Annotated in this window: 17 protein-coding genes; 8 read left to right on the plus strand and 9 right to left on the minus strand. The window is 63.4% G+C overall.

What is annotated here, in order from left to right; translation table 11 throughout:
- Nucleotides 1-93 precede the first annotated feature (93 nt).
- The 3 genes from Q1A85_RS00420 to Q1A85_RS00430 are packed head-to-tail and all read left to right on the plus strand — an operon-like array spanning nucleotide 94 to nucleotide 3,456.
- Nucleotides 94-1,479 carry a DUF1800 domain-containing protein gene (locus tag Q1A85_RS00420; RefSeq protein WP_299683929.1) on the plus strand — a complete coding sequence of 462 codons (1,386 nt, stop codon included), beginning with the start codon at nucleotides 94-96 and terminating at the stop codon, nucleotides 1,477-1,479.
- Nucleotides 1,480-1,491: 12 nt separating this feature from the next.
- Nucleotides 1,492-2,676 carry a DUF1501 domain-containing protein gene (locus Q1A85_RS00425; protein ID WP_299683931.1) on the plus strand — a complete coding sequence of 395 codons (1,185 nt, stop codon included), beginning with the start codon at nucleotides 1,492-1,494 and terminating at the stop codon, nucleotides 2,674-2,676.
- A gap of 51 nt (nucleotides 2,677-2,727) precedes the next feature.
- Nucleotides 2,728-3,456, plus strand: a complete 729-nt coding sequence (locus Q1A85_RS00430) for a GNAT family protein (protein WP_299683933.1) — start codon at nucleotides 2,728-2,730, stop codon at nucleotides 3,454-3,456.
- Between the two features lie 13 nt (nucleotides 3,457-3,469).
- On the opposite strand, the gene Q1A85_RS00435 is transcribed toward Q1A85_RS00430, so the two are convergent.
- Complete coding sequence (locus Q1A85_RS00435) at nucleotides 3,470-4,189, minus strand: response regulator (RefSeq protein ID WP_299683935.1); 720 nt, start codon at nucleotides 4,187-4,189, stop codon at nucleotides 3,470-3,472.
- A 130-nt stretch (nucleotides 4,190-4,319) separates the two neighbouring features.
- Here Q1A85_RS00435 and mce point away from each other — a divergent pair, with 130 nt between their 5' ends.
- Both mce and Q1A85_RS00445 read left to right on the plus strand, forming a co-directional pair.
- Nucleotides 4,320-4,724 carry a methylmalonyl-CoA epimerase gene (mce, locus tag Q1A85_RS00440; protein WP_299683937.1) on the plus strand — a complete coding sequence of 135 codons (405 nt, stop codon included), beginning with the start codon at nucleotides 4,320-4,322 and terminating at the stop codon, nucleotides 4,722-4,724.
- Nucleotides 4,724-5,002 (plus strand): DUF1467 family protein, encoded by a 279-nt coding sequence (locus tag Q1A85_RS00445; protein ID WP_299683939.1) that lies wholly within the window; start codon nucleotides 4,724-4,726, stop codon nucleotides 5,000-5,002. Before mce ends, Q1A85_RS00445 begins: the two co-directional genes overlap by 1 nt.
- Here the strand turns inward: Q1A85_RS00445 and Q1A85_RS00450 are convergent.
- From Q1A85_RS00450 to Q1A85_RS00470, 5 genes are all read right to left on the minus strand, one after another.
- Nucleotides 4,965-5,678, minus strand: coding sequence for an EI24 domain-containing protein (locus Q1A85_RS00450; protein ID WP_299683941.1), 714 nt, complete (start codon nucleotides 5,676-5,678; stop codon nucleotides 4,965-4,967). The genes Q1A85_RS00445 and Q1A85_RS00450 overlap by 38 nt on opposite strands.
- A complete protein-coding gene (locus Q1A85_RS00455; RefSeq protein WP_299683943.1) occupies nucleotides 5,675-6,253 on the minus strand; it encodes a nitroreductase family protein in 579 nt (192 codons plus the stop codon). Before Q1A85_RS00455 ends, Q1A85_RS00450 begins: the two co-directional genes overlap by 4 nt.
- 55 nt (nucleotides 6,254-6,308) lie before the next feature.
- Nucleotides 6,309-7,424, minus strand: a complete 1,116-nt coding sequence (locus Q1A85_RS00460) for a class II histone deacetylase (protein WP_299683945.1) — start codon at nucleotides 7,422-7,424, stop codon at nucleotides 6,309-6,311.
- 129 nt (nucleotides 7,425-7,553) lie between these two features.
- Nucleotides 7,554-8,039: a VOC family protein gene (locus Q1A85_RS00465; protein WP_299683947.1), complete on the minus strand. Its 486-nt coding sequence runs from the start codon at nucleotides 8,037-8,039 to the stop codon at nucleotides 7,554-7,556.
- Between the two features lie 364 nt (nucleotides 8,040-8,403).
- Complete coding sequence (locus Q1A85_RS00470) at nucleotides 8,404-8,583, minus strand: hypothetical protein (RefSeq protein ID WP_299683949.1); 180 nt, start codon at nucleotides 8,581-8,583, stop codon at nucleotides 8,404-8,406.
- Between the two features lie 100 nt (nucleotides 8,584-8,683).
- On the opposite strand from Q1A85_RS00470, the gene Q1A85_RS00475 reads away from it, so the two are divergent.
- Nucleotides 8,684-9,928: an MFS transporter gene (locus Q1A85_RS00475; RefSeq protein ID WP_299683951.1), complete on the plus strand. Its 1,245-nt coding sequence runs from the start codon at nucleotides 8,684-8,686 to the stop codon at nucleotides 9,926-9,928.
- Between the two features lie 96 nt (nucleotides 9,929-10,024).
- On the opposite strand, the gene trpS is transcribed toward Q1A85_RS00475, so the two are convergent.
- A complete protein-coding gene (trpS, locus tag Q1A85_RS00480) occupies nucleotides 10,025-11,047 on the minus strand; it encodes a tryptophan--tRNA ligase (protein WP_299683953.1) in 1,023 nt (340 codons plus the stop codon).
- 72 nt (nucleotides 11,048-11,119) lie between these two features.
- Between trpS and Q1A85_RS00485 the strand changes: the two genes are divergently transcribed.
- Nucleotides 11,120-11,818, plus strand: a complete 699-nt coding sequence (locus Q1A85_RS00485) for a rhomboid family intramembrane serine protease (protein ID WP_299683955.1) — start codon at nucleotides 11,120-11,122, stop codon at nucleotides 11,816-11,818.
- On the opposite strand, the gene murJ is transcribed toward Q1A85_RS00485, so the two are convergent.
- Nucleotides 11,815-13,350, minus strand: coding sequence for a murein biosynthesis integral membrane protein MurJ (gene murJ, locus Q1A85_RS00490; protein WP_299683957.1), 1,536 nt, complete (start codon nucleotides 13,348-13,350; stop codon nucleotides 11,815-11,817). The genes Q1A85_RS00485 and murJ overlap by 4 nt on opposite strands.
- A 466-nt stretch (nucleotides 13,351-13,816) precedes the next feature.
- Between murJ and Q1A85_RS00495 the strand changes: the two genes are divergently transcribed.
- Nucleotides 13,817-14,029, plus strand: a complete 213-nt coding sequence (locus Q1A85_RS00495; RefSeq protein ID WP_299683959.1) for a hypothetical protein — start codon at nucleotides 13,817-13,819, stop codon at nucleotides 14,027-14,029.
- Between the two features lie 1,168 nt (nucleotides 14,030-15,197).
- On the opposite strand, the gene Q1A85_RS00500 is transcribed toward Q1A85_RS00495, so the two are convergent.
- Nucleotides 15,198-16,268 (minus strand): NAD(P)-dependent oxidoreductase, encoded by a 1,071-nt coding sequence (locus tag Q1A85_RS00500; protein WP_299683961.1) that lies wholly within the window; start codon nucleotides 16,266-16,268, stop codon nucleotides 15,198-15,200.
- Between the last annotated feature and the right edge of the window lie 111 nt (nucleotides 16,269-16,379).

A 16,379-nucleotide genomic window follows, 5' to 3' on the forward strand; every position in this document is an offset into this window, starting at 1 on the left:
CGGCAATTCGGCGCGCATCACACAGTCGTCGGATGAAAACCCGCAGCCGCGTCGCTATCTTCTGTAACAGGACCACAGGCAAAGGACAGATCCGTGCGCGCTTTCGATCCAGAACTGGCCGAAATCCGGTTTGGCTATGGCCTGTCGCCACATGTCGCTGCGCCGCGCGATGCCACAGCGATGCTGGCGCGCCTGCAAGGGCCCGACACGATGGCCGACACCTACCCGATCGAACCTTTTGACACATTCCGCCTGCGCATGATCGAAGTGGCCAAGGCCGCGCAGATCCGCCGCAAGAACCGTGGCACGCCCGCCGCCGAGGCGGCCAAGAAACGGCGCAACGAATTGAACGCCGCCGCGCGCAAGGATGGGCTGACATGGGCCGGGCATGTCCTGTTGCGCCGGATCTGGACCGAGGATGCCTTTCGCGAGCGGCTAGTGGCTTTCTGGTCCGATCATTTCACCGCCCATGGCAAACGCGGCGTGATCCGCCGCGCGACCTCCCCCTATGTCCAAGAGGCGATCCGCCCGCATATCACCGGCCGGTTCGAGGACATGCTGCAAGCCGCCGTAACCCACCCCCTGATGCTCGACTATCTCGATCAGAGCCAATCCATGGGGCCGGGCAGCCAACGTGCCCAGTCCAAGAAAAAGAACGCAGGCCTGAACGAAAACCTCGCCCGCGAGGTGCTTGAATTGCACACGCTTGGCGTGGGCGGCCCGTACACCCAGACGGACGTGCGCGAACTGGCGGAATTGTTCACCGGCCTGTCATTTGCTCCGGAACATGGCTTTGTGTTCCGCCCGAAATTCGCGGAACCCGGACCGGAAACCGTGCTGGGGCAAACCTATGCTGACGATGCAACGGTCGGACCGGTCCGCGCGGTGCTGTCCGATCTGGCCGCGCATCCGGCCACGGCGGCACATCTGGCGCGCAAGCTTGCCGTGCATTTCGTGTCCGACACGCCCGATCCGGCGCTGGTGACCGCGCTTGAGGCTGCGTATCGCGACAGCGGGGGCACCCTGATCGCGCTTTACGAAGTACTGCTGAACCATCCGTCCGCATGGTCGACCGAGCTCAGCAATATCAAACCGCCGCAGGACTTCATGTGTTCTGCCCTGCGCAGCCTCGCCGTGCCCCAAGACCTGTTGATGCGTTTTGGTGAAAAGAATATGCGGCTGGTGTTTTCCGCGCCCCTGACACGGATGGGCCAAGAATGGCAGCGTCCCATCGGCCCGGACGGGTGGCCCGAACAGGACAGCCACTGGATCACGCCGCAAGGCCTTGCCGGACGGGTCGAATGGGCCATGGCCGCGCCCGAATACATCCTGCGCGTCCTACCGGACCCGCGCCGGTTCGTGGACGACGTGCTTGGAGCACGGGCGGATGATGCCGTGCGTTTTGCCGCCGCAGCCGCCGAAAGCAAATCCGAGGCCATCGGCCTTGTTCTGATGTCCCCCGCGTTTCAGCGCCGTTAAGGAGGCCGCCCGATGACCAGCCCCATGTCCCGCCGCGCCTTTTTGCAACGCACCGGCTTTGTCGGGTGTTCGCTGGCCGCGAGCCCGCTGATCACACCCGTCACCTTTGCCGCGACCCCGTGGGAGGCGCGGCTGGTGGTGATCATCCTGCGCGGCGGCATGGACGGTCTCGACGTGGTGCGGCCCTATGGCGATCCTGCTTTGCGGGATTTGCGCCCCGGGCTCGGCGGCGGCCCGGACAGGGGTGCGCATGATCTCGATGGTTTTTATGCGCTGCATCCGACACTGGAGCCGCTGATGCGGATGTGGGGCAAGGGACAGTTGGGTTTCGTGCAGGCCGTCTCGACCCCTTATCGCGACAAACGCAGCCACTTTGACGGGCAGGACCTGCTCGAAGCGGGGACCGACACGCTGGCTGGCGTGCGCGACGGGTGGCTGAACCGGATGCTGCAGGCCGTGCCGGGCCTCACTGCGCAAACGGCCTATGCCATCGGGCGCAGCGACATGCGCCTTTTGCAAGGGCGTGCCGATGTCGCCAACTGGTCGCCCGAAGCCGAGCTGGGTCTGAGCCCGCAAGCGCAGCGCTTGATGGATTTGGTGACCGAACGCGACCCGGCGATCCACGCCGCGTGGCAAGAGGCGCAACTGCTGGCCTCGCTCGAAGAGGAGGCCGCCGTCGCCTCTGGCAAACAGCGCAAGGGCGCACATGAACGCATAGCCGATTTCGCCGCAGAGCGGCTGAACGATGAGGCCCGGATTGCTGCATTTTCCCTGAACGGTTGGGATACGCACAAAGCGCAGCGCAATGCCCTGCCCCGCGCGTTGACCCAACTGTCAGAGACATTGATCACCCTGCGCAAACGCATGGCACGGGATGTATGGGACAAGACCGCCATCGTCGCCATGACCGAGTTCGGGCGCACCGCACGCGAGAACGGATCGGGCGGCACGGATCACGGCACGGGCGGCATGATGGTGCTGGCCGGTGGCGCTGTGCGAGGCGGTCGTGTGCATGGTGACTGGCCCGGATTGCAGTCCGGCGATCTCTACCAGAACCGCGACCTGATGCCGACGCGCGATGTGCGCGCCCACGTGGCATGGATCATGCGCAGTCTCATGGGTCTGGACCGGGCGACGCTCGAAGGGTCAGTCTTTCCCGGCCTCGACATGGGCAACAATCCCGGCCTCCTGCTCTGAGCGCTGCAAAAGCGGCTTGGCCTTGGGCGGTTCTCCGCCTAACGTCCGCCCATGAAGGCCCGCTATCAGCCCCACCACGGCCCTGTGCCCAACTGGACGCCGCCGTCGCGCCCGGACCCGCAGGCGCAGCTGACCGGGCGTTATGTCCGGCTGGAACCGCTTGAGGCAGAGCGCCATGCCGCGCTGCTGTTTCGGTCTTATGTGGGGCACGATCATGTGTGGGATTTCCTGCCCTACGGCCCTTTTTCATCGGCGGCACAGTACCATCGCTGGGTGCGCGAAATGGAAAATGCGCCGGACCTTCAATTCTATGCAATCTTCAATCTGTCCTCGGGCGCGTTCGAAGGTGTGGCGAGCTATCTGCGGATCAACCCCAATGCTGGCAGTATTGAGGTTGGCCACATCAACTTTAGCCCGTTCTTGCAACGCAGCCCCGCCGCGACTGAGGCGATCTACCTGATGATGGCGTGGTCCTTCGAAGCGGGGTACCGCCGGTTCGAATGGAAGTGCGATGCGCTGAACGCAGGGTCCCGGCGTGCGGCCCAACGGTTCGGGTTCAGCTACGAAGGCATCTTTCGGCAGGCCGCTGTGGTCAAAGGACGAAACCGGGACACCGCGTGGTTTGCCGCCATCGACACGGAATGGCCCGCGCTCAAAGAAGCGTTTGGCGCATGGCTCAACCCGTCGAATTTTGACGGCGATGGACAGCAGCGCGAGCGTCTGTCCGATCTGACCCAGTTGGTCCGCGAGGCCGATGATCCCAGCCTCGCACCGGGGTGAACTGTCCGGCGGTTCAGATCGCGACCTTCTCCGACAGACGATCCTGAACCAGCCCCGCAATACGCGCCATTTCCGACGCGGCGCCGTCACCGCGGGCACGCTTTGCCGCCAACGCCTCTGCGGCCATGGCCAGATCGCTGTCATCGGCACTGCGCGCCACGCCGGACACGAATTGCGCCACATAATCCACCGTGCGTGCGTCATTCGCCTCTTCCAGCATGTCGGCCACATGCGCCATGTCGTCACGGTAGGCTATCGGATCAGGCTGCACCTCTTCTTGGGACAGGGCGCGGGGACCCACGGGCCGCCGATCCGCAGGCAGATGGGCCAGGATCGCCTCTTGGAAAACTGCGAGGGATGTCACCGGCTTGGGCAAGAACCCATCGGCCCCTGCATCACGCGCCTGCTCTTCTGCGTCCACATCGCCTGAGGTGCCAAGAACGACCTCCGGGCGGTGTTGACCCTGGACCAGTTCCTGTATCAGTTCCGCGCCGTTTCCATCGGGCAGACCCACGTCGATAATTGCCACACTGGGGCGGTAGACCTGCAGGTGCCGCCGTGCCGCGCGCATCGTGTCAGCGCGTCGAATGCGCGCACCGCTGCGCAAACAAAGCAATCGCAAGGCCTCGCACGCATAGCGGCTGTCTTCGATCACCAAAACGGTCAGGCCCAACAGCGGACGCATAGACGTTGGGGCGGGATAGGTCGGCTTGAACGGGTCGTCAGAGTCCATGTCATCCTCCATCACAGGGTACGACTCAATCGTTAAGCCCCCGTGACTAACAGGCGGTTAACGCCTGCTCTTGCAGCCGCCTTGTCCCGTCGCCATAAGGCCCTAGCCTTATTCCCATAGGAGAATTGAGATGATCGGACGTCTGAATCACGTGGCCATCGCCGTGCCTGACCTCGAAGCCGCAGCAGAGCAATATCGCAACGCCCTTGGCGCCAATGTCGGCGCGCCGCAGGATGAACCCGACCACGGCGTCACCGTCATTTTCATCGAACTGCCCAACACCAAGATCGAACTGTTGTACCCGCTGGGCGATGACAGCCCGATCAACGGATTTCTGGAAAAGAACCCCTCGGGCGGCATTCACCACGTCTGCTACGAGGTGGACGACATCATCGCTGCGCGCGACCACCTCAAGGCCAGCGGCCTGCGGGTGCTGGGCAATGGCGAGCCCAAGATCGGCGCGCATGGGAAACCCGTCCTGTTCCTGCATCCCAAGGATATGAACGGCACCCTGACCGAACTTGAGCAAGTCTGATGGGCATCACCTCTGCCCTCGTTCTCTATGCGGTGATCTGGTGGATGTGCTTTCTGATCGCGTTGCCGATCAAGGTGCAGACCCAGGGCGACCTTGGAAAGGTCGAACCCGGCACGCACGCAGGCGCGCCAGAGCATCATCACACCAAGCGCAAGGCGTGGATCGTCACGTGGGTGGCGCTGGTCATCTGGGCAATCACGGCGGGCATTATCCTGTCGGGCTGGATCTCGCTTAGCAATCTCAGCTTTCTGGATTTGACACCGGACGACCCGCTGTAAGCTGGTGGTAGATATGGGTGAACGTGGCGGCACCCAAGATCGGGATCACGAGGTTCAGGAACGGAATGGTCAGCGGGATCGCCATCAGCGTGCCCGCGATCCAGATCGTGCCCACATGTTCGCGGCGCAGTACCTTGGCCTCGGCCCGGCCCACGCGGCGCATGGCCACCAGAGTGAAGTATTCACGCCCCAGCAAAAAACCGTTTAGTCCCCAAAAGATGAAGACCGTGCCAAACGGCAGGAACACATAAAGGATGATCGCCACGATATTGGCGGCCACCAAAACGCCCAGAAAATTCACTGTATCGACCAGCCCGTCGCCAAAACCTGTCCCCTTAGCGGCAGGCAGATGCGCATAATGCCGGTCCTCGACCGCACCCGCCACGTCATCCAGAAACATGGACGTAATGACCGAAGCGACCGGTATCATAAGAAACATCGACAGGACCAGAAACACAAAGAAAGACGCCCACGTCAGCACATCGTCCAGCCACGTAATGGTGCCGATCCATGGCACGTCGACGCTGTCTGCTGTCAGCCACCCTACCAGCCAGACAAATCCCGACGTTGCCGCAACCAAGAGCGCGATGGTCAAGGCAAATCCAATCAGGAGAACGCGGCGGAACCGTGGGTCGCCAAGCTGACCCAATGCGCTGAGAAAGGCGTTAACGATCATGCGCTGACCCATTCCGTCACTGTGGTCAAATCCGGGCGCGGGCGATCCGGCGGCGCGTTGGTTTCGGTTGCGATATGGATAAACCCGGCGACACGTTCGTGATCCGCTAGCCCCAGCGCCTCTTGGCAGAAGCCGCGATCGTGGCTGGGCCACCCGCTGAGCCAATTGGCCCCCCACCCGGCCGCAAGTGCCGCATTCAGAAGTGCCAGACAAACAGCCCCAGCGGAGTAAGTCATTTCGATCGCAGGAATTTTCTCGGACGGTTTCTGCACCTCGATCACTGCAACGGCAAGGTGCCCTTGATCAAACTGCGCCCGCGCCTTGGCAATGTCCTCGGCGCTCTTGCCCAATGCGGTGCCGCACGCCTCGACCGCGCTTGCCAGCCGTGGCATGGCCCCAGCCTCCAGCACAATGAACCGCCACGGCTCCAGTTTACCATGGTCCGGTGTCCGCGCCGCAGCCCTGAGCAACGGCATCAACGCATCCCGGTCCGGCGCAGGGACTTGCAACGTCTTGGCAGGCCGCGACCGGCGGGTCAGCAGGAAATCTAGCGTCTCGGGGGATGGGGTGGGCATATGTTACGCCTTTTTACATACATCCTGTTCCATGTCGGTCCAAACAGGGAAAAGGTCAAGGGGTGTCAAGGCCAAGAACGCCTGCCATGCGGTCTATCTCACTGATAAGAAAGGCATCAAGCCGCGCGCCGGGTTGACGCGACTGCAAGGCGCGCGCCATCGGATCGGGCGCAGCAATCTTGCTCCCCGACAGCGCCCCAAGCGTGGCGTGACCGCAAAACGGGACGTACACCTCGGAATATCCGCCCTCGTGAACAAGCACGAGCCGTCCGGCGCATATCTGTTCAGCGCATATCTGAATTTTATGCGTCATCTCGCGGAACGTGTCGGCCGTGGCGAGCATTCGCGCAAGCGGGTCAATGGCGGCCGCGTCGTAGCCGCAGGCGACGATGATCAGGTCTGGCGCAAACGCCTCGATCGCCGGAATGGCGATGCGGTCCATGGCGTGCAGATACGCGGTGTGGCCCGCGCCCGCAGGCAGCGGCACGTTGAAGTTGTAGCCAACACCCTCACCCGCACCACGGTCGTCAATGCCGCCGGTGGTCAGCGGGTAATTCCCCTCTTGATGAAAGGAGATTGTGAGGACGTCGGAGCGGTCGTAAAAAATCGCCTCGGTCCCATTGCCGTGATGCACATCCCAATCCAGCACAGCCACACGCAGATCAGGTTGCGTGGCTTTGGCCGCCTCAATGGCGATGGCGATATTTGCCAACAGGCAAAAGCCCATAGGCCCCTCGGACCGGCAGTGGTGTCCCGGTGGACGGCTCAGCGCGTAGGCGTTTGCGTGCGCCCCGTTCAGCACCGCGTCAACGGCTCCAATCGCCAACCCAGCGGACAGCGCCGCAATCTCGTACCCGCCTTTGGCAAAGGGGGCGTGGTGGCCCATCTCACCCCCATCCGCATCCGACAGGGCCTTGAACGCATCAAGGTACAGCGCCGGGTGGACGCGACGCAGCTGTTCATAGCTGGCCTCTGGCGCACTGGTCACGGCAAGATCTGAGGTCAGGCCCGTGACATCCATCAGGTTCTTGAGCCGTCGTTTGGTCTCGGGGCTTTCGGGCAGTCCGCCTGCGGCCAGTGGTTGCACCAATCCGCCCAACGGCACGGTAAAGGCATAGTTGCCACCGCCATGCCACATGGTCCGTTCATCCCAAAAAAATCCGGTGCTCATCGGCCCCTCCATTCACCCACTGTACCGTGGCGGAATTCGGACAAGGGCGCAATGTAAGGCGGGTCCGTGACTGTGCAGTGACAAGGTCACACGCCGGTGGCAGGCCAAGGGGCCAACGGGCCAAGGTTCTCAACGCGCCTCGGCCAACAGTGCGTCTACATCCAGGGGCGCGTTGACCATACTCAGCTGGCCATCCGGCGCGCGCGGCCAGTCTTTGGGGGCACGATCGCGATAAAGCTCAATGCCATTGCCATCGGGATCGTTGAAATAGACCGCTTCTGACACCCCGTGATCCGCTGCGCCATCCAATGCGGTGCCGTGATCCAGCACCCGCTGCAAAGCCGCGCCCAGCGACGCACGGTCTGGAAACAGGAACGCAACGTGGTAAAGACCCGCCGCCCGCACAGGTGCCGGTTCCGCCCCGCGCGAATGCCATGTGTTCAGGCCGATATGGTGGTGATAATCGCCCGCTGACAGAAACGCCGCCTGATCGCCGTAGCGCTGCGTGACCGCAAAGCCCAGCACGTCGGAATAGAAGTGAATGGCCCGGTCAAGGTCCGTGACTTTGAGGTGGATGTGCCCGACGCGGGTGTCGGCAGGAACCTTGGCAGACATGTGCGATCTCCTTTGGTTTCAAAGATAAGGACGCCAAAGGTGCCGCGCATAGATGCGCGGACGCACAGGCATGGTGCGGGACTGCCGGACAGGTCAACGCCGCGCGGCGCGGGCATTCACCGATTGCAATCGCAACGCGCATGGCAGCCCTGCTGGTTTTGCGGACAAGCGCTTGTGCCGTCAGGCAACCAGTGTTGATACCGGGTATCTGCAATGCCTTCATGTCCGGCCCGTGGGCGGCAAGCGCACCCGGCACCCCGCCGCGTATGGCGCAGTACCATTTCCCCACGACGCGAATGCTTTAGCCGGGCTGTGGACCCGTCAATGTCACCCCGCATCGTTGAACGGGCAATCACCCGACCGGTCATGTGCCAGTGTCTGGCAGGTGATCATGTTCGGCATAATCGTGGACATATCCGGCACATTGGTAAACGCCGTTTGCGCGCCCCGCCTGCGACAGCGCCGTCATCACGACAAATCCGTAGGTCGCATCGCTGCGGGGCAAATATGCCCAACGGGTACAACACGCCTGTCCTTTGGACATGCACAAGGAATGCCGACCCGTCGATGCGGCAATCGCATCCAACGTCGGATCGCTACGTTTACCGGTTGACCTCCCGGTTGAGACGTCGTGCTCTCCTGCCATGACAACTCTTGGAAAAAACGCGAACTACGTCCGACTGATTGGCGCATCAGGTGCAACCAATCTGGCCGACGGGATCGCCAGCGTTGCTTTCCCTTGGTTGGCAACGCTGCTGACCCGGGATCCGTTTCTTATTGGCTTGGTGGCCTTCGCCGGGCGGTTTCCTTGGCTTCTGCTTTCGGTTCCTGCGGGCGTCATCACAGACCGCTCGGATCGGCGCAGCCTGATTGTGCGGGCGGACGTTTTTCGTGTTCTGCTGACGTTGGGGGTCGTGGGATTGATCCTGACGTTGCCCGGCAACATCGAAGCACTGCCAGAGTTCGACATGGCGCTGCCCTATGTCCTTGCCCTTTCAGGGCTTTCCTTCCTTCTGGGCTGTGCAGAGGTCGTCCGGGACAACGCGGCGCAGACCATTATGCCATCGGTGGTTCCGCTGGATGACTTGGAGCGTGCCAACGGACGCCTTTGGACAGTTGAAACGGTCATTGGCCGCTTTGTCGGCCCACCGCTGGCTGGATTTCTCATCGCCTACGCGTTGCCCGCGCCGTTTCTGTTGGATGCAGTGGCGTTTGGTTTCGCCGCGTTTCTGGTGTGGTGCATTGCTCTCCCTCCGCGCATCGCACCCCCAAAAAGATCATGGCGGGTCGAAACAGTGGAGGGGCTGCGCTGGCTTTGGGAACGACCTGTATTGAAGCGTCTCGCGCTCTCGCTCGGCGCGATAAACGGGCTGGCCTCACTTGCGGCAACAATTCTGGTTCTGGTGGCGCAGGAGCGTCTGGGGCTCTCGGCGACCGGGTTTGGCCTCTTGCTGACCGCCGGGGCGGCCGGAGGTGTGGCGGGCGGGCTTTTGTGTCCTGCAATCGTCGCGCGGATCGGCGCGCAACGCAGCCTCACTTTGTCGCTTGGTATTATTCCGCTGCCCTTCATCGGGATGATGGCAACCGAAGCCTTTGTCGTCGGAATCGCGCTTTTTGTGGAAACATTCGTGGGTACGCTTTGGAACGTGGTCACTGTTTCCTACCGGCAACGCACCATTCCCGACAACCTCTTGGGCCGGGTCAACAGCGTATATCGGTTCTTTGGCTGGGGGACGATTTCACTTGGCGCATTGCTCGGCGGCATCGTTGTCGGCGTGGGTCAGCAGTTCTTCGACCGGGATGCGGCATTGCAGGTGCCGTTTGTCCTTGCATTCGTTGGCACGGGCGCGCTGTTTCTGTGGGGGATGCGGCGGCTAAGGATCGAATAGCACGTCATCCGATCCATCTTTCGCGCGGCTTTCATGCGCGCGGACGCAGCGGCGTGACGCTTTGCCCGTCGACCGTCTTGCCACGCGTATCGCGGATTAACCGCTGACCATCCCCACGATGTCGTAGGTTTGTTTCAGGATCGGCGCTGTGATGTTGCGGGCCTGTTCGGCACCGCGGGCAAGGACACGGTCAATCTCTGCGGTGTCGGCCATCAGGCGGCTCATCTCTGTCGAGATGGGGGACAGTTTGGACACCGCCAGATCGACCAGCGCGGGTTTGAATGCACCGAACTGGGCACCGCCGTGGTCGGCCAGCACCTGTTCAACAGTCATGTCCGCCAGCGCGGCATAGATGTTCACGAGGTTGCGCGCCTCGGGGCGGTCCTCCAGCCCTTTGACTTCGGAGGGCAGCGCGTCGGGGTCGGTCTTGGCCTTGCGGATCTTCTTGGCAATCGTGTCGGCATCGTCGGTCATGTTGATGCGGCTGGCATCGGACGGATCGGACTTGGACATCTTCTTGGACCCGTCGCGCAGGGACATCACGCGGGTTGCCGCCCCTTCAATCACCGGTTCGGTCAGCGGGAAAAAGTCGACGCCATAATCGTGATTGAACTTGGTGGCGATGTCGCGGGTCAGTTCAAGGTGCTGTTTCTGGTCGTCACCCACGGGCACATGTGTGGCGTGATAGATGAGAATGTCAGCCGCCATCAGCGCGGGATAGGCAAAGAGCCCAAGCGAGGCGTTCTGCGTATTTTTGCCCGCCTTGTCCTTGAACTGGGTCATGCGCTGCATCCAGCCCATGCGCGCCACGGTGTTGAAAATCCACGCCAGCTGCGCGTGCTCGGGCACTTGGGACTGGTTGATCAGGATAGATTTCTCCGGGTCGATCCCGGAAGCGATGAAACCGGCGGCCAGTTCGCGGGTGTTGTGCGCCAGATCGCCGGGGTCCTGCCAGACGGTGATCGCGTGCAGATCAACCATGCAATAGACGGTCTCGTAGGCCCCTTCGTTTTGCATGTCGACAAAACGTTTGATCGCCCCGAGGTAGTTGCCCAGTGTCAACCCACCCGACGGCTGGATGCCGGAAAATACGCGCGGCGTGAAAGTCGTGTCAGACATGGGGCATCCCTCTGGGCAAATGTGCTCGGCTGGAGTACCCATGCACGCCAAAACCGTCAAGCAGGCCATCAGATGCGCAACACTACCGATCCCAGCCCGTTCAACGCGTTGCCGCCTGCGGTGTGGTTCCTGTTCGCCGCCATTGCTTTGCCGGAACTGGCATTTTCGATGGGCGAGGCCGGTCTGGTCGGCGGGCCACAGGCGATTGGCTGGCGGCTTGAGGCGCTGAACACCTATGCATTTTCCGGGCAGGCCTTTGACTTTATGATCGGCAACGGCGTGATCCTGTGGGAACACATGCTGCGGTTGGTGACCTATCCCTTTGTGAGCGGCACATTCACGTCGACCCTGATCGGCGGGGTCATCGTGCTGGCCATGGGCAAGCTCGTGGGCGAGGCGCTGGGGGGCTGGGCGGTCTGGCTTCTGTTCATGCTGTGCAGCATCATCGGCGCGTTGGTCATGGGGCTGCTGACATCGCAAAGCTGGCTGGCCGGGGCCTATCCCGGCGCATATGGGCTGATCGGGACATTCACGTTTCTGTACTGGCAAAAGCAGGTGGCCACCGGCGGGGCGCCCGGTCAGGCCTTTATGCTGATCGGAGTGCTGATGGGGCTGCAACTGGTCTTTGCCGCGTTGTCGGGGGTGGCGGGGCAAACGCCCAGCTACCGCTGGGTGGCCGAACTGACCGGCGCACTGACCGGGTTCGGTCTTGCGGCATTTGTTGTGCCGGGTGGCATGGCGCGGCTGCTGGCCGCACTGCGTCAGCGTTAGCGGCGCATCGACCGCCTGAGGTCCGAGAACGGCAACCCGCCCAGCAGATGGGCCGCGCCGAAATAGCTGACGGCGCTCAGCACGATCAGTACAAACAGCGCGACGTAGCGGACGTAGTCCGTGCCCAGTGCGGGTTGCATCAGAACCGACGCCCACCACAGCACAACGCCCATCAGTACAGCCGCCAGCGCGATACGCGGCAGGCGACGGCGGTAGCGGCTATCGACACGCACGACGTCACCCATGCCGCGCAACCCGAGATACAGCAGGCCCAGCATCGACCATCCCGCGACAGTGGTCGCGATGGCCGGTGCCATCCATCCGATCACAGGGGCAAGCCCCACCGCCAAGGCGGCGTTCACCACCATCGCGACCAGCGCATACTGGAACGGGCGGCGCGTATCGCCGCGGGCAAAGTACTGGGGCTGGACGACCTTTTGCAGGACAAAGGCGGGCAGGCCCAGACCATAGATTGCCACGGCCACGGCAATGGCGGCGGCATCATCCGCGCCCGTTGCTCCGCGTTCAAACAGCACCGACACCAGCGGGAGGGGGATCACCATCAGCGCCACCGCCGACGGCAGCGTCAGCGCCATGGAAAATTCGGACGCGCGGGAATAGGCCTCCTGTGCGCCGACAGTATCCCCGGCGGTCAATCGGCGGGTCAGGTCGGGCAGCAGCACGATCCCCACTGCGATACCAACAACGCCCAAGGGAAGCTGATAAAGGCGGTCGGCGGCAAACAGCCAGCTGACCGCGTTGTCATATTGGCTGGCCACAAGTTGGCCAACGACAAGGTTGATCTGCATCACCCCCGTGGCCAGCGCCGCCGGGATCGCGGTCCGCAGCAGTTGCGCCATCTCGGGCGTCCACCGTGGCAGCCCGAGGCGCAGGCCAAAGCCTGCGCGCGCCGCTGCGCCCCAGGTCAACGCAAGCTGCGCCATCCCGGCCAAAGGCACGGTCCAGACCAGCCACTGGATAACCGCGCCGCCCGTCGCCCATGCCGCCGTCATCGCGGCGATGACAAAGATGTTCAGCAGCACCGGCGCCGCGGCGGCGGCGGCAAAGCGGCCCGTGGCGTTCAGCACGCCGGAAAACAGCGCCGACAGCGACATAAAGAAGATGTAGGGAAAGACGATCCGGCCGAACCCGACCGTCAGGTCGAACCGTTCGTCTTCAAAACCACCGGCGGTGGCCCAGACCAGCGCGGGCATAAAGACCATCGCAAGGCCGGTCAGGGCCAGCGTCACCAGCGCCAGCGCGGCCAAGGCATCGCGGCCAAAACCGGCGGCGTCCCCTTCGCCTTCGAGACGGGCCGAGAACATCGGGACAAAGGCTGCATTAAACGCACCCTCGGCAAAAAACCGGCGAAACATATTGGGCAGCCGAAAGGCCGCCACAAAGGCGTCCATGAGGGGGCCGGGACCGATCAGGGACAGGATCATAATCTCACGGACAAACCCGAGCACCCGGCTCGCGAGGGTCCAGAATCCGACGGTCAAAAAGCCGGAGAGAAGGCGGATCGGTCTCATGGAACCGGGGTAGCGGCATCGGGGGGGCGGCGCAACGGGGCCGCGGCGCTGTGCAGGCAGGCGTGATTTTCATGTCCCACGCTGGGACAGGTCCGGGCGCACGCCAAATCAATGAGTTACAGAGGCGCTTTTACCAACCCTTAAGGATTGCGCGCCTCAACCGCTCCACCTGCCGCAAGGGGGTGCCAACCGCCAAAGCCGTCGCAAACCCGCACCAAGCGGGCGGATGGCGATGCCCTGCGCGGATCATCGGGGGCGCCGCACCGCCCTCACCCCGCACGCGCCACGGCCCCTTACCCAGCGACACACGCGCAATGCTTACCGACGTCAAAACTGACGAACGCAAGCCGTTGCACACGGCGGCGATCCCCTTCGGGGCGATGCAGAGTGACGCATTCCTTTATGCGCCGCCCTTGCGACGCGGTGAGCCTGCCCCTGTCTGACACGGAACGGCCCAACAGACCGCATGTCGTGCCGCATCTTGGGGTTGATGACCGGCGAGGGCCACGCACCCAAAGGCCGTTGGCCCGGACATCTGGACCCGTCCGACGCCACACGGCAAGGCAGCGATCCGCAGATGATCGGGGACGGCGCGGTCTTTGCGTTGGCGCGGCAAGCCTGCCCTGAACGCACCAGAACAGCCCGACAGACCGCATGTCGTCCCGCATCGTGGGGTTGATGACCGGCGAGGGCTCCGCACCCAAAGACCGTTGGCCCGGACGTGTCGACCCGTCCGACGCCGCACGGCGGGGCGGCGATCGACAGGTGGTTGGGGACGGTGCGGTCTTTGCGTTAGGCGCATAGCGGGTGCGGGTCAATACCGTCGTCGGCGTCCGTTCAACCTCGCATCTGCCCGGCCCGCTGGACCTTGTGCCGGTCAAAACCCGAGGCAGCGCGCGGATCAGCGTCGTGGGCCTGCTCATGCGCCAAGGCACTGGCGCAGGGCCTGATTTGACGCGGTGGCGGGGTTGATAATCCTCGACCCGCTGTCGCTGGGCGGTTTTGGTTCCGTGATAGGGTCCTGTGGATGGTTTGGATGTCCGGCGCGCGCGGCCCCCCCCTTGGACTGCGATGCGCTACAGGGTTTGGAGAGCGTGGCCAAGATGTGCGGGCCGCGCGGCCGCCAAGCCCCGGCCAAGTCCCATGCAGACAGGCCAGCCCCCAGGCAAAAGCGGCTGATGGACAGCGTTTCGGCACAAAAGGGATCGGGCAGCGGGACCCTGTTCATATCTTGGTGCAACAGAGCAGGATCAGACCGTAGCGACCAATACGGCAGTAAACGTGCGGCCACACGCCCGGTCCGCCCCGTGCAGAGAGGCTGTGATATCGGGAGGCGCGTTCCGGGCCATGCCGGGAGGCGCTGCGCAAAGAGCGGACATGGCGGATTGTGCGCAACCGATCAACGCGGGGATAGCGAAGCAAAGGGTATGGGTTCGCCACCCGCAAACGCCCGGGGCAGGCGCTGCACAGGTCCGTTGCGGGATGGGCTTGGCGCGCGATGACGGCTGCGGGCCTGAGCGTTTGAGTGGCCCCGGACTGGCCGCTGGTGTTCAGGATCAAACCGCTATCCTTGTGTCATCAGCGGCATGGGCGCACCGGATTTCGGCATCCCGTGACAGGGCACCGATCAGGCCCGCGTGGCCCACGCGTGCCGCCTCCGTGATCTTGGGGATGCGACGGTGCAATGTTCTGTGACAGCCCCGGCGCAGCCCGTCTGCACGTCATGAGGCGCGTCTGACAGAGATGGTGGAACACCCCGACGCGCCTGCGCAGACGGCGGAACTTCCGCAGGTTGATGTCACGCTGTCACGATTTCCGGCGCGTTGATCCGCAAGGCCGAATGTCCGCTAGCCTGCGGCCAACGGCCCACGGGTGATCTTGTGAACGGTATCCGGTGAGGCCGCTTGCAGGTGGCGTTCGGCCCGTCCATCAAGGATCGCCTGCACGTCATGCAGGATCATGTCGCCAATCGGGTGCCGCCCGCCGTCGACCGCAGCGGCCCGGTGTGGCGACCAGATGACGTTTTCGGCCTGTCGCATGGTGGCCCGTTTTGGCACAGGTTCCTGCGGGAACACATCGCTTGCCAGCCGGATGCGCCCGTCCTCTGCGGCGGCGACAAGCGCGTCGAAATCCACCAGATGCGCCCGGCTGATCACCACCACCAGCGTCCCGCGCGGGATCAGGTCGATCAGGTCGCGCGACACCAGTTGGTAATTGTCCTCGGTCGGGGTGGCGGCGACCACGATGCAGCGGCAGGTGGTCAGCACCTCTTGCAGCCCGCAGAGCGTGACGCCGTCAAAGGATGCGCCTGCGGACTGGAGCCATGGATCAAAGGCGCGGATGCGCGGCGCAAAGGGGCGGAGCAGCCGCAGGCATTCCTGCCCAATGGAGCCGAAACCCACAAAGCCGATGGTCTGGCCATAAAGCGAAAAATCCGTTTCGGTGTTGTCATTCAACCAGCGTTCGGACCCGGCGCGGAACCGTTCATGTTCCTCCACGATCCCGCGCCCGCCGGCGATCATCAGCCCCAGCGCCATTTCCGCCACCGACCGGCGAAAGCCGGGTGCGCAGGACAGCACCTCGATCCCGCGCTCGAAGCACAGATCGTAGTCGATGCCGGTGTGAAACCTGCCCGACACCTCAATGATGGCCCTGAGGTCGGGTGCCTGATCCAGATCGCTCTGTTCCAGCGCAGGCTCGGCGGCGATGACGAACTGCGCCTCGGGCAAACGCGCCACGACGTCCGCGCGCGGCATGGGCCAGTTCACCCCGCCGTGGATGTCACACAGCGCGTCCAGCGCCGCATAGGCGGACGGGCTGAACAGTTCTTCGAGTTGGCGAAAGTGCTGATCGAGGATGAGACGCGGTTTTGACATGGGCAACCTCTGGTTCGCTGCGCGTGCGGTCATGCGGCGCATGAGGTGACGTTGAAAGAACGCGGGCGGGATGGCAACCGGCTTTGCCGCGCGGGCGGTGGCGCTTGCGTTCGGTAGACGGGTGTTCAGAGGCGGCAGCCGTCCGGTTGGTCG

It is taken from the genome of uncultured Tateyamaria sp., assembly GCF_947503385.1.
GTDB lineage: Bacteria > Pseudomonadota > Alphaproteobacteria > Rhodobacterales > Rhodobacteraceae > Tateyamaria.